Source organism: Tatumella citrea (genome assembly GCF_002163585.1).
Lineage (GTDB): Bacteria > Pseudomonadota > Gammaproteobacteria > Enterobacterales > Enterobacteriaceae > Tatumella > Tatumella citrea.
Genome location: NZ_CP015579.1, coordinates 1,139,892 through 1,153,203 on the forward strand (window position 1 = coordinate 1,139,892; position 13,312 = coordinate 1,153,203).

Annotated in this window: 13 protein-coding genes and 1 other RNA gene; 6 read left to right on the forward strand and 8 right to left on the reverse strand. The window is 47.0% G+C overall.

The genetic code is table 11. From position 1 onward, the window contains the following. From A7K98_RS05440 to amtB, 4 genes are all read left to right on the forward strand, one after another. A complete protein-coding gene (locus tag A7K98_RS05440; protein ID WP_087487650.1) occupies window positions 1-1,776 on the forward strand; it encodes a SmdA family multidrug ABC transporter permease/ATP-binding protein in 1,776 nt (591 codons plus the stop codon). Next, a complete protein-coding gene (locus A7K98_RS05445; protein WP_407703099.1) occupies window positions 1,777-3,546 on the forward strand; it encodes a SmdB family multidrug efflux ABC transporter permease/ATP-binding protein in 1,770 nt (589 codons plus the stop codon). It begins immediately after the preceding gene. A 258-nt stretch (window positions 3,547-3,804) separates the two neighbouring features. Next, window positions 3,805-4,143: a P-II family nitrogen regulator gene (glnK, locus tag A7K98_RS05450; RefSeq protein WP_038018716.1), complete on the forward strand. Its 339-nt coding sequence runs from the start codon at window positions 3,805-3,807 to the stop codon at window positions 4,141-4,143. A 32-nt stretch (window positions 4,144-4,175) separates the two neighbouring features. Continuing rightward, window positions 4,176-5,462 carry an ammonium transporter AmtB gene (gene amtB / locus A7K98_RS05455; RefSeq protein WP_087487651.1) on the forward strand — a complete coding sequence of 429 codons (1,287 nt, stop codon included), beginning with the start codon at window positions 4,176-4,178 and terminating at the stop codon, window positions 5,460-5,462. A gap of 118 nt (window positions 5,463-5,580) precedes the next feature. Here the strand turns inward: amtB and A7K98_RS05460 are convergent, their stop codons facing one another. The 3 genes from A7K98_RS05460 to tesB form a co-directional block, all read right to left on the reverse strand. After that, window positions 5,581-6,546 (reverse strand): alpha/beta fold hydrolase, encoded by a 966-nt coding sequence (locus tag A7K98_RS05460; protein WP_087487652.1) that lies wholly within the window; start codon window positions 6,544-6,546, stop codon window positions 5,581-5,583. A 16-nt stretch (window positions 6,547-6,562) separates the two neighbouring features. Continuing rightward, window positions 6,563-7,432, reverse strand: a complete 870-nt coding sequence (locus A7K98_RS05465) for an MFS transporter (RefSeq protein WP_087487653.1) — start codon at window positions 7,430-7,432, stop codon at window positions 6,563-6,565. Window positions 7,433-8,361: 929 nt separating this feature from the next. Continuing rightward, window positions 8,362-9,225 carry an acyl-CoA thioesterase II gene (gene tesB, locus A7K98_RS05475; RefSeq protein ID WP_087487654.1) on the reverse strand — a complete coding sequence of 288 codons (864 nt, stop codon included), beginning with the start codon at window positions 9,223-9,225 and terminating at the stop codon, window positions 8,362-8,364. Window positions 9,226-9,416: 191 nt separating this feature from the next. On the opposite strand from tesB, the gene A7K98_RS05480 reads away from it, so the two are divergent. After that, window positions 9,417-9,911, forward strand: coding sequence for a YbaY family lipoprotein (locus A7K98_RS05480; protein WP_087487655.1), 495 nt, complete (start codon window positions 9,417-9,419; stop codon window positions 9,909-9,911). 26 nt (window positions 9,912-9,937) lie between these two features. Here A7K98_RS05480 and A7K98_RS05485 read toward each other — a convergent pair whose 3' ends face one another. Beyond that, a complete protein-coding gene (locus A7K98_RS05485) occupies window positions 9,938-10,252 on the reverse strand; it encodes an MGMT family protein (RefSeq protein WP_087487656.1) in 315 nt (104 codons plus the stop codon). A gap of 155 nt (window positions 10,253-10,407) precedes the next feature. On the opposite strand from A7K98_RS05485, the gene ffs reads away from it, so the two are divergent. Next, window positions 10,408-10,504, forward strand: an RNA gene (gene ffs / locus A7K98_RS05490) — signal recognition particle sRNA small type. 366 nt (window positions 10,505-10,870) lie between these two features. Here ffs and A7K98_RS05495 read toward each other — a convergent pair. The 4 genes from A7K98_RS05495 to A7K98_RS05510 all read right to left on the reverse strand — a co-directional run bounded on the left by A7K98_RS05495 (window position 10,871) and on the right by A7K98_RS05510 (window position 13,230). Continuing rightward, window positions 10,871-11,089 carry an HHA domain-containing protein gene (locus A7K98_RS05495; RefSeq protein WP_087487657.1) on the reverse strand — a complete coding sequence of 73 codons (219 nt, stop codon included), beginning with the start codon at window positions 11,087-11,089 and terminating at the stop codon, window positions 10,871-10,873. A gap of 17 nt (window positions 11,090-11,106) precedes the next feature. Beyond that, the gene (gene tomB, locus A7K98_RS05500; protein WP_087487658.1) at window positions 11,107-11,487 is read right to left on the reverse strand and encodes an Hha toxicity modulator TomB; all 381 of its coding nucleotides are present in this window, start codon (window positions 11,485-11,487) and stop codon (window positions 11,107-11,109) included. A 1,336-nt stretch (window positions 11,488-12,823) separates the two neighbouring features. Then, window positions 12,824-12,964, reverse strand: coding sequence for a type B 50S ribosomal protein L36 (gene ykgO / locus A7K98_RS05505; protein ID WP_087487659.1), 141 nt, complete (start codon window positions 12,962-12,964; stop codon window positions 12,824-12,826). A 2-nt stretch (window positions 12,965-12,966) separates the two neighbouring features. Then, complete coding sequence (locus tag A7K98_RS05510) at window positions 12,967-13,230, reverse strand: type B 50S ribosomal protein L31 (RefSeq protein ID WP_087487660.1); 264 nt, start codon at window positions 13,228-13,230, stop codon at window positions 12,967-12,969. Window positions 13,231-13,312 lie beyond the last annotated feature (82 nt).

Sequence of the window (13,312 nt, forward strand, 5' to 3'; positions counted from 1 at the left end):
GTGCTGCTATTTAGTCAATTGCGCGAATATTTTGCTACAGAATGGCGAAGGTATGGCGGCGCCGTCAGCCTGCTGATCGTCGTTGCTTTACTGCAATTGCTGCCACCCAGACTGGTCGGGATTATCGTTGACGGAGTCACTCACCACAGCTTTTCTCATCGACAGTTGGCAGTATGGATTGTTGCCATACTGGCCATTGCCATGCTGACTTATTTGCTCCGTTATGTCTGGAGGGTATTGCTGTTTGGCGCGGCCTATCGACTGGCCGTGGTGCTACGCGAAAAGTACTATCGTCAGCTAAGTCAGCAGAGTCCGGAGTTTTATCTGAACCATCGCACCGGTGACCTGCTTGCCAGAGCAACTAACGATGTTGACCGGGTAGTATTTGCTGCAGGCGAGGGTGTTCTGACATTGATTGATTCGCTGGTTATGGGGCTGGCGGTTCTGGTTGTCATGAGTACACAAATCAGTTGGCAGCTGACCCTTATCGCTTTACTGCCTATGCCGCTAATGGCGTGGATTATTAATCGTTGTGGTAAACAACTCCACCAGTGTTTTCGCGATGCCCAGGCTGCATTTTCATCCCTGAATGACCAGACTCAGGAAAGCTTAACCAGTATCAGAATGATTAAATCATTTGGCCTGGAAGACTATCGCTCAGCTCAGTTTCTTAACACTTCTGAGCAGACCAGTACTGATAACTTACGTGTCGCACGGGTTGATTCTTTGTTTGAACCCGTCATTTATCTGGCTGTTGCCTGTTCTAATTTTCTGGCAATTGCCGGCGGTGGCTGGATGGTCTGGCACCAGCAACTCACGCTTGGTCAGCTAACCAGTTTCGTAATGTATCTGGGATTAATGATTTGGCCAATGCTGGCTCTGGCATGGATGTTTAATATTGTGGAGCGGGGGAGTGCGGCCTGGATAAGGATCGAAGCTCTGCTCTCCCTGAAACCGGCGATCATTGACGGGAAATATCGGCTGTCGGAAGAACAAAGTGATATACAAATAGATATCAGACAATTTATTTACCCACAAAGTGAGACCCCGGTTCTGCAGCAGGTCAGTATTACAATACCCCGTGGCGCTATCCTTGGCGTTTGCGGTCCGACCGGTAGCGGGAAGTCTACACTGCTGGCACTGATACAGCGTCATTTTGATATAACAGACGGTGAGGTGCGCTATCAGTCACAACCTCTTCCTTACTGGTCACTTGATGACTGGCGACAACGGCTGGCGGTCGTCAGCCAGGCACCTTTTTTGTTCTCTGATACTATTGCGAATAACATTGCGCTGGGAAATCCACACGCCAGCCCACAACAGATTACCAGAGTGGCTCAGATAGCCTGTGTAGACAAGGATATCCAGCGTCTTCCTGACGGATACAATACTCAGGTGGGAGAACGCGGGGTAATGTTATCCGGTGGACAAAAACAACGAATTTCCCTGGCCAGAGCACTGCTAATGGATGCAGAAATACTGATCCTTGATGATGCCTTATCGGCAGTAGATGGCGGGACAGAGCACCAGATACTGACGAACCTGCGCCAATGGCTGGGCCAGCGTACGGTTATTATTACTGCCCACCGGCTTTCTGCACTGGCCATGGCTGATGAAATTGTGGTGCTGCAGAACGGCAAAATTGCACAACGTGGTCCACATCTGCAACTGGAAAAGGTTCCTGGTTGGTACAGAGAGATGTATCAGTATCAGAAAATTGAAGCATCCCTGACCGGTAGTCCGGATCCGGTTTGCGAGCCCCTCCAGGAGGTTTGAGTGTCTCAACCGGTATCCTTTATGAAAACCTTAAAGCGGTTACTGATTTATGGTATGCCGTGGAAGAAACAACTGCTTACTGCGGTGCTGTTGCTGGTACTGGCAGCTGCGGCACAAGTGGCTGGCCCCGTGTTAATTAGTTACTTTATTGACCATTTTATCAGCGCTGATCAGTGGTTGTGGGGGCCGGTAATCGTTATTGGGGCTGGTTTCCTGATACTGCAGATTCTGGCGGCATGGTTTAACTACCGACAGTCATTACTATTTAATCAGGCTGCTATTGGGGTGGTGCAGAAACTGCGTTGTGAGGTGATGGATGCCGCATTACGCCAGCCGCTGAAAGCGTTCGATACCCAGCCGGTAGGACAACTGGTTTCCAGAGTGACTAATGACACTGAAGTAGTCAGGGATCTGTATATTACTGTTGTTGCCAGTGTGTTGCGCAGCGCGACTCTGATTATTGCCATGCTGGTAGCAATGTTTGCTCTGAACTGGCAAATGGCGCTGATAGCAGTCTGCATTTTTCCGCTGGTTTTTGGCGTGATGATTGCCTATCAAAAACGCAGTACCGGGATCGCTCGTCTGGTCAGAACCTATCTGGCCGATATTAATAACAGCCTGAATGAAGTCATTAATGGAATGACGGTGGTACAGCAGTTCCGCCGTCAGAAACATTTTGCTAAGCAGCTTAAGCAGCATAACGAAAACCATTATCAGGCCAGAATGAAAATTTTGCGGCTGGATGCATTTTTGCTAAGACCACTATTAAACCTGTTTACGGCAGTGATCCTGGCGATGCTGGTGTTAGTGTTTTGTCTGGCTGCTCCGGGGCATTTTGAGGTTGGAGTACTGTATGCCTTTATCGCTTATCTGGGGCGAATCGAAGAACCTCTGATTGAACTGACCACCCGTCAGTCATTACTGCAACAGGCGGTTGTTTCGGCGGAGCGGATATTTGAACTCATGGATACCCCTGCGCAGCATTATGGACAGGACAATCAGCCCATCCAGTCCGGCCAGTTGGCAGTCAGCAATTTGTCATTCGCTTACCAACCGGGGCGTGACGTTTTGAAAAATATTTACTGTCATGCCAGTGAAGGAGGCTTTCTGGCGTTGGTTGGCCATACCGGTAGCGGTAAAAGTACTCTTGCCAGCTTGCTGATGGGATATTATCCGGTGGAACGTGGGTATATCACTATTGACGGGCGGTCAGTGAGTGAGATGAGCCATCAGGTATTACGCAAGGGAGTGGGGATGGTTCAGCAAGACCCGACGGTGCTGGCCGACACTCTGCTGGAGAATATCCGGTTGGGCAGAAATATCTCCGAAGCAATGGTACTGGATGCTCTGCAACAAGTGCGGCTGACCGGCTGGATGGAAAATCTGCCTCAGGGTATTCATACCCCACTGGGCGAGCAGGGTAGTAGTTTATCTGCAGGGCAAAAACAGTTACTGGCCCTGGCTCGTATTCTGGTCGATGTGCCGGCGTTGCTGATTCTTGATGAAGCAACGGCAAGTATCGATTCCGGAACCGAGCTGGCGGTGCAACAGGTGCTTGCTCAGTTACGTAATAAAACAACACTGGTGGTTATTGCGCACCGGCTATCAACCATTACCACCGCTGATAATATTCTTGTTCTTGACCGGGGAGAAATTATCGAAAGTGGCACTCATGCGCAGTTGCTGGCAATGAAAGGACGCTACCGCCAAATGTATCAGTTGCAGCGGGCAGGTCATGAACTATCACATAGCAACACCTCATCCCGCTAAGCGAGCGATGCACTCTATTAGTACATTTTAATCAGACGACTCCGATGAATGCACCACGTTGATGCCTGTGGCACCAGTATGGTGCATAAGTGTGGCGCTTTTTTCTGTCTCCCTCTTTTCTTCTGTTATGACTGGCAGACCAGCCGCTGATTTCGCGCTTTCGATTAACTTTAGAATAAGAAAATAAATGGCATGGCGTTTGCTTCTGATAGAGCAGGTTCAGTGCAACTTATAATTTTAATACCCGGAGGGAGTGATATGAAACTGGTGACCGTGGTTATCAAGCCATTTAAGTTAGAAGACGTGCGTGAAGCATTATCTTCAGTAGGTATTCAGGGATTGACCGTTACTGAAGTCAAAGGTTTTGGTCGTCAGAAAGGTCACGCAGAACTTTATCGTGGGGCTGAATACAGTGTTAACTTTTTGCCTAAAGTAAAAATTGATATTGCAATTGCAGATGACCAGCTTGATGAAGTTGTTGATATTATTAGTAAAGCCGCTTATACCGGCAAAATTGGTGATGGGAAAATTTTTGTTTCAGAACTGCAACGGGTCATTCGTATCCGTACCGGTGAAACTGACGAAGCTGCGCTTTAATTTAGCCTTTGATTGTTGAGGGAAGGGAAAAAATGAATAAACTTCTGACGAAACTGGCTCTGGTGGGTGCGGCACTTTCGCCATCGCTCGCATTTGCTGCCCCTGCGGTAGCAGATCAGGCCGATAATGGATTTATGATGATTTGTACTGCTCTGGTGCTGTTTATGTCTGTACCAGGCGTAGCTCTGTTTTACGGCGGTCTTATCCGTGGTAAGAACGTATTGTCAATGCTGACTCAGGTTGCGGTGACTTTTTCTCTGGTTGCAGTCATTTGGGTTATTTACGGCTATTCACTGACCTTCAGTGACGGCAACGATTATTTTGGCGGCTTTGGTTGGGTGATGCTGAAAGGTATCGAACTGAAAGCAGTCATGGGCACCATTTATCAGTATATCCACGTAGCATTCCAGGCTTCATTTGCCTGTATTACCGTTGGACTGGTACTGGGTGGCCTTGCTGAGCGCGTACGTTTCTCAGCGGTACTGATTTTTACTATTATCTGGGTAACGCTTTCTTACTTCCCAATCGCGCACATGGTGTGGGGCAACGGTCTGCTGGCAAAAGATGGTGCTCTGGATTTTGCTGGTGGTACTGTGGTGCATATTAATGCTGCAGTTGCTGCGCTGGTGGGTGCCTACATGCTGGGCAAACGTGCTGGTTTTGGCAAAGAAGCCTTCAAACCACATAACCTGCCGATGGTCTTCATTGGTACCGCGATTCTGTATATCGGTTGGTTTGGCTTTAACGCCGGTTCAGCTGCCTCTGCAAACGAGATTGCTGCTCTGGCCTTCCTGAACACCGTAGTTGCTACCGCTGGTGCAGTATTGTCCTGGGTGTTTGGTGAGTGGGTATTACGCGGTAAACCTTCTCTGCTGGGTGCATGTTCCGGATTCATTGCTGGTCTGGTAGCGATTACTCCGGCTTGTGGTTACGTTGGCGTGGGCGGTGCACTGATTATCGGTCTGGTCGCTGGCCTGGCAGGTATGTGGGGTGTAACTTCACTGAAACGCTTCCTGCGTGTTGATGACCCTTGCGATGTGTTCGGTGTACACGGCGTGTGTGGTATCGTTGGTTGTATCCTGACTGGTGTGTTCGCTTCCTCTTCTCTGGGCGGAGTGGGCTATGCAGAAGGTGTCACTATGGGCCATCAGGTATGGGTGCAGATTCTGAGCTGTATCGTAACTATCGTCTGGTCTGGTGTGGTTGCTTTCATTAGCTTCAAAGTGGCTGATATGGCTGTCGGACTGCGTGCTCCTGAAGATCAGGAACGTGAAGGTCTGGATGTGAACAGCCATGGTGAGAATGCTTACAACCAGTAAGTTATATAAATTAACGGCTGGTGGCCGGTAATAAGAAAAAGGGCGCTTGTCGCCCTTTTTAATTCCTGAATTAACGTCGTTTTATGCGGTGATTATCCTGCAAAAGAAGACGGCTAAATTATTGATCATTAATAAATCTTACCACCAATGGATTCAGTTGTTCCGGGCATTCCTCAGGCAACCAGTGTCCACATCCTGCTAATACATGCCCCTCGACATTGGTCGCATATTCTTTCATTTGATCAATCTGAAACTGCCCCATTCCCCCATGCCCGCCGCCGCCAATCGCCATGACCGGTATGTTAAGTTTATCTTTAGCCAGGATTTTATTCTGTTCAATGGATTGATTTAACGCCCTGTAATATTCGAATGATGCCGTGAGGGTATGCGGTTTGGCATAGGATTCAGCATACATATGCAGTAGCTCTGGGGTAAAAGCATCTTTATTGCTGGCATGTTCTTTAATGAAGTGGGTCAGAAAGAATTCTTCGTTTCCTCTAATCAGTGTTTCGGCCAGTTGCTGTTTTGCCGCGAAAAAACTGAAGTGCCATACCAGAGACTCGCCTTCAGGAGAAAATGCCGGGAAGTCGTACATGCGTTTATCCGGAATCGGGGCTTCCATAAAGATAAGCTTGCTGATTTTGTCCTGGTGTTTTATCGCCATGGGGTAGCTATTCCAGATACCGATGTCATGGGCGACAAGCGAGAATTTGTTATCGCCACTGAAGTTGATTGCCAGTTTATAAAGATACTCAGATATGTCCTCACCGGTATATGAACTGGCAGGTGGCTGCGATAGTCCCAGACCAGGCAGGTCAACGGCCACTACAGTATGTGTTTTTGCCAGTTCCGGCATTATCTGATGCCATTCAAACCAGGATTGACCGAATCCATGAACAAGATAAACCAGAGGACCCTGTCCGCCTTTAACATAATGCAGCCTGATTCCATCGATTGTCTCGTATCCACTATTAAATCCCTGAGGTACGGGGAACTCTTCGGGTTGTGCTTCAGCAAAGGCTATTGAACTGCCCATAGCGGAACTTAATAATTCGGTACTGGTTGATTTTTTCTTTAAACTCATGGGGTTATTTCCTGTTCTAAGAAGATGTCGGACTGTAAATGACCCCTGACCAGGGGCCGGTAATGGGAGGATAAAAATTATGACCTGCGGGACCTGAAGGGAATCCATGATTTTTGGCACCGAAGGCAATAAGCAGAGCAACGATGAGCAAAGCCAGTAAGACCCGGGGGAAAGCATGGACCCCTGCATGTCTGAGTAAAAGGCCGCCGGTATGGTCACCAGGTGTCCAGGTCAGGACATTCATTGAAAGCGTAATATCAGCATGCTCACCCGCAGTTTCCGACAGGGTTGTTTGCAGTAATGTGGCTGCGCCTCCGAACGTCAGGCCCCGGGCAGTAATTCCGGGATAAATGACGGCAGGGGATGTCGCAGAAATTCCAGATATGACCGGGGCCAGGGCAAAGACAGCCAGTGAAAGAAGCACGACAATGCGTAATCTGGGTCCGGTCACCCGGCAGGTAATGAAGATTCCGGCCATCGCCGCCAAACCAAAAACCAGCAGAACAATATCCACGCTTGATGACAGTCCGGCCTGAGGCAGGAAAGGGGGAATGTAGCTATAGAGAATATTGTGCGCAAGCATCCAGGTCAGAACACCTACCGGAATCGGACGGATACCGGGAATTAGCAGGGCCCGGGTAAGACGCATTTTTTGCCCAACGGCCTGGCCGGGAAAATAAGGGACCACCAGAATGATCCTGGCTATCAGCGTTACGGATAATCCGGACATCAAAGCAAAAGACAAACGCCATCCCAGGAGATTCCCCAGCCAGGTTCCTGCCGGCATACCAAGGGAAAAAGCGACAGGGGTGCTAATCATAGCCAGAGCCAGTAAACCAACAACAGGCAGGCTCTCAGCCTCATCATTTTGCGAATGCTTTTTCATCTAAGTAACACTCCGGAGTGCATTTCACTCTGTGTGTGAATTTCACGCAGTAGCGTTAATTTATTATTTATATATCGATTGGTATATATGTTGAGTGCAGAGTGGGGTGCTGTCAATCTATTTTATATCGATTGGTATGTATTAGTGAGGGCAGGAGGATGAAAACAGGCAGACCAAGGCAATTTGACCGGGATGAAGCGTTTGTACAGGCAATACACTTTTTCCGGGAACAGGGGAATGAGGCAGCTCACTTACCCGGTTGAAGGCCGTGATAGGTTAGGGGAGCACTGCCCCGGGTTTTTATGCAGGGTTGGTTCTAAGGCGACTCTTATTATCGGGGCGGTTGTCTGTTATCTGAAAACAGATGTTCAGGTCACTGTGTCGCTCCTGGATGTCAGTCTGGCCTCCGGGTCATGCGTTGAAATAGCATTAACAAATTCGGCTAAAATGCAGTATAAACCCGGGCATTAAAGGGGATGTATGGTTGCATTCAGTGTTATGTCACCTTGCCTGGATGAAAACAGCGACCTTCCGTAACTACTGGCAGAGTTCAAAATCCGGCCCGGGAAGGGATAACGTATTGTTGGCAGAGAGTGATAAGCAGTGGTGAGCTTCACAACAGCGAAGAGTCACTGCTACTGGCAGCCAGTTTCAATAGCTTTCAGCCGGGAATATCTATTCTCGCCCCTGATGATGTGGCATTGACGGAAACATCGCAGGGGATAACATAAATCATGAAATTGTGGGGTTTTGCTAGTTATACAATGTTACATACTGTTCAAAACAACGATATGAACTGCTAATGAAATTGCCGGAGTTGTCAGTCAAAGTAGTAACAGCCCCCTCAACGGGGGCGGAAATATTTCGGGAGGCCTTTACCACCGGTGTTCTGCACCTGCTTGTCTTGAGAAAAGTCAGTGGCGAACTCATCAGTTTTTACGTAACCGGATAACGCCTTCCTGAACAGCAGAAGCCAGCAACTGCCCATCCTGACTATAAAATTCACCACGCACAAACCCGCGGGTTCCTGAAGCTGAAGGGCTGTTCACACTGTAAAGCAGCCATTCATTAAGGTTTATGGGGCGATGGAACCACATTGAATGATCGATCGTGGCGACCTGCATATCTGGCTCGAGAAATCCTTTGCCATGAGGTTGCAAAGCCACTGGCAGAAAATTGAAATCAGAAGCATACCCCAACATATATTGATGCAGATTTTGATTTTCAGGTAGTTTACCGTTGGCTTTTAACCAGACCTGACGGACAGGCTCGCTAACATGGCCCTGTAATGGGTTATGCAGTTGCACCGGCCTAAATTCAAGAGGGCGCTCAGCACTCATCAGTGGGCGTAACTTTTCGGGAATTTTATTAAATAACTGAGCAGCCAGCTGCTGCTCACTGGGTAGTCCTTCCGGTCCGCGAATCTCCGGCATCGTAGTCTGATGTTCAAAACCTTCTGCCGCAGCCTGAAAAGAGGCTGTCATAAAGAAGATTGGAACTCCGTTTTGAATGGCTTTAACTCTGCGGGCACTGAGGCTTCTGCCATCCCGCAGAATTTCAACGTCGTAAATAATCGACTGACGACTGTCACCCGGTCTCAGAAAATAGCTGTGAAACGAATGTACATGGCGATCACTCTCAGTGGTTTGTTGTGCAGCACACAGAGCCTGACCAACAACCTGTCCTCCGAACACCTGTGGCAAGCCAAGTTCTTCACAGTCTGCCCGAAATAACCGGCTATCCAGTTGTTCTGGTTGTAATAATTTGAGTAATTTCTCTAATGCCTGACTCATAGTTACCTCAGAATGATCAATAGGTTATTAACCAGGAATTTTCTTATAATTTGCCAGTTCAGCAAGTTTGGCATTAATAAACAGGAAGAAACCGGACAATCTGCCAGAATTATTGCATAGCGGTGGCAAAAAACACTATTGAGTAACTATAGAGCACCGTTGTTCATTCTGTTCATAAGGAGACGACATCAATGAAACCTATGCATATTATCAGTGGTTTAGTTATAGCATTGTCCGTTACAGCATGTGCTGATAAATCTGATGTACCCGTGGGTGCGCTGAAAGCGCCTGGCATTAGTGCCAATGTTGCGCAACCTGTAATCTCCGGAGCTGTATTTGTCCGCCAGCGTATCGCATTGCCTGAAAATGCCTTACTGACTGTGACTTTGTCAGATGCTTCAGGCGGAACAGGGCCTACCCGGGTAATAGCGCAGAAAGTTCAGAAAATTTCCGGACAGCAGGCACCTCTTCACTACAAACTTCCGTTTAACGGCAGAGATGTCAATCCTCAGGGGCAGGTACTGTTAAGTGCAGCCATAACACTGGACGGACGGGTTATTTTTGCTTCAGAGTCACTGCAGCCTGTGAGCTCTGGTGTCACACAGCGTAAAGATCTGATGCTGGTTGCCGTTCCTCAGGTCGCTGTTCCGGTTGCGACGCCGGCAAGTGCACCTGTTGCACCATAATCCGCGCAAATCTGGTCAGGTGATAATTAATCGCCTGACCAGCGATATTTAGCCAGAGAGATTGTTTGCCGGGGACCAATTTCTATATTCTCAGCTAACAGGGCATTTCTCTGGCGCAACAGGTTTTCTCCCTGCAACGAAATTTGTCCCATCCGGTTGACTACCCGATGCCAGGGCAGGGTTGAACCTACCGGCAATTTACTGAGTACCCCGCCGACCTGTCTGGCAGCTTTAGAATTTCCTGCCAGCCTGGCAATATCTCCGTAGGTAGTCACCTGCCCGTGAGGGATGGCTGCAACTATCATCCATACTCTTTCCCGGAAATTTAATTCTTCTTTCATTTTCTACCCTGATGCTTTTTATCTGACTTACAGGTAATTATAGTTGGCAGCAGTGCTCAAGAAAACAACGGTTAACTGTCACAGACTTGCAATTAACCTCACCATCACTGATAATGCCTGCGCTTTGAGAAATCAGAGCTTTTCAATGGGGACTCTGCTGGTTCTCCCGCAATGCTAACTTGTGAACCCGGTCAGATCCGGAAGGAAGCAGCCGCAGCAGGTGACGCATGTGCCGGGATGTCGCTGGCAGAGGCCCCACCCAATCGATTCTTCAGAATCTCTTCTCAGTTATCCGTTCTGTTTATATTTCCGTCAGAAGCTACAGCCTGATTACTCTACGCCCACATAGCAAGTTCATGTTACTGATAGTCATTTATATTCTGATTTTCAATCGTGTTTTGTCTGCTAAGTGTTATTACTTACGCAGGAAAGCAATATCCTGTCTGCAGAACTAGTCACTACAGCAAAGGGTATTAACAGGGCAGGACCTAAGGAAATATCTGTCTGCGGGAAATAACAGACCCCCGCAGGTATTATTCATTCTATATTCAATCGTCAGCGGCTCTGAAGTGTCAGACAGGTAATCTGTTTAATCACGGGAATAAAAATGCAGTATTGTTACCTTACATACTTCCATACGGTTGCCGGAACTTTGTCATACAATTTATTCATGGTCAGTTCAGCAAGACGGTGATCAGCGGCTGAATAAAAAACCACCAAATCTTCGTCAGATAATTCATATTTATTCTTCTCGATTACCCGCTCAAGGGTATCAATAGACCGACAACGTCTCAGACGCATCAGATAATCTGTTTTAGTTAGTGTAGGGCTGCTCATATTAAAACCACTCCTGGCTAATGTGTGAAGCTGTGTCCATTTGTCTCACAGGGACTTGCCTCAAAAAATAATCTAAATAACTGGTTTGACGATGTTTTCCAGAAACTAAAGTCCTGTTTATTTACAGTGTAACCACTGAATAATGTAAATGTGTCGTCAAGATATTTATCAACCTGTTTAATCAGTTGTTCGTCTTCGCTATGTTTTAATTTATAGAGAATACTGAAAGCTGCAATGTGTTCAATCAGTTCGTGCAGTTGCAGGTTTTCTGCTGAAGCAGGGTCATTTATCCAGCAAGCCTGCTGTACGTTGAGGGTCGCGATACTTTCATCAAACAGATTTTCACACAGAAACTTCAACTGCGCCACATCATACCGTTTAGGTGAGTATTCATCCATCTTTTCCACCTCTCATAAACCCGGCTGAAGATAATTTCAGCGAAAATAGAAAGCTACGGAAGATTCTCAATGACTGATGTTGCTTAACTTACATGCCTGGCATTTCATTGTGAATAGTTTTGAAAATTAACCGCCTCACAACATAAATGATCAATGATGTAAATTCTGACCTCTGTCCAACAAAATAGTTTAACTGTCAGCAGACTTTTTATTCCCAATAATTTGTCTCAGATGTTTATTAAAATACCCGGGATTAAATAGCTATAACACCAGGGTAAGCATTCATCAATAAACAGTACAGGGGTGATTAAACGGGACTAGTTACAGTATGAACCTGATTTGAACATACTGGCAAACTATCATCTATAGATTGAATCTATCAATAAAGATTTTTCTTAAAAAACGGCCTGTGATAATCAGTAATCTTCAGGCTGACACGATAATTACTCCTCACGGTTCCTGCGAAAGATTAATCATCGCTGCTGGCCAGCTTAGCATAACAGTTGCCAAAGATTAATCCCTAGCTGCTGTATGCCCAGAGTTTTGATATTTAGAAACACTTATTTGCTTTCGTTTACGGCTGATGCTGTTGGATACGCCAGTGCATAACATTTTTGTATCTCTCTGGTGTCCTGTAATCATCATCCTTTGACCTCTGAAGATCTTTCTGGCGTCTTGTCCCGGAGGAGGGAAGGGGATTCAGTCGCTGGCTGAACAATGGTTGTGCCGGGCGATAATCGCGTTGATAAATCTGGCTTGTTCAGGGCAGACATCGCATATTTACCCGTTCTCTCTGACGATTGACAACGCTCTCTGCCGCATGCTCACCGTCAGGTTTGCGTTGCAGCCAGCCTGAAAGACAACTCCTGTTAACCGTGTTTGAACGGGTGGCTATGGAGCATCTGTCCGAGGTCTGAATTTGGTGGCATTAACCGTGACTTTCTTACGAATACTTGTCAGGTATCGATCAACGAAGGTTTATACAGTACTGGCAGCTGGTGCTTCCTGCTATGGGTTCCGGTTTGTGTTTCAGGCAGGATTTAATATCTATCTGCAAGCCAGTGCTTTCGGCGAAACTGTGTCGGTTAATCAGATAAAAGCTGTCGTCATTTATCGCTATTGTATTGATTATCAGACCGGGGTCATATGAGTTGTACTGGTTAATGTCGCTGCAAAAGAGAACGCGTGGAAGGGCTCTGCCCAAAGGTTTTTTTCGTGCCTGGTGTGATGGTAGCGATTAACGTACAGATATTTCGGACGAGTGTCTGAAAGGCATAGGGTGATGATAATATTAACTTACCACTAAAAAGCGGCCCAAACGGCCGCTTTTCTGGTTTTAGCGTTTCTTTTTTCTGCCCTGAACCGCTTTGAAGCGTGGATTCGATTTACAGATTACATATACCCGGCCATGACGACGAACCAGCTTGCAGTCGGGATGGCGCTGTTTCGCAGATTTAAGTGAACTGAGCACCTGCATGGTTATTCTCCTGTTTTATTTCCCAGAAAACGGCCATACCGTTGCTGGAATCTGGCCGCACTACTGTCTTTAGAAATGGATTTCTGTTTGCCGGTATAAAAGCTGTGAGACACAGAAGAAACATCTAATGTGACATACGGGAAAGTTTCTCCCTGATACTCAATGGTCCGGTCAGTTTTGATGGTTGAACCGACTTTGAAATATTCATTTGCGGTTGTATCGTGAAAAACCACAGGTCGGTAGTAAGGATGAATTTCCGGTTTCATAATGCCTCTAATTTGTTATGTTATAACATATCAATAGTATGGCGATTTTAATCGTTACAGGCAAGGCTTAGCAGTGATGGTT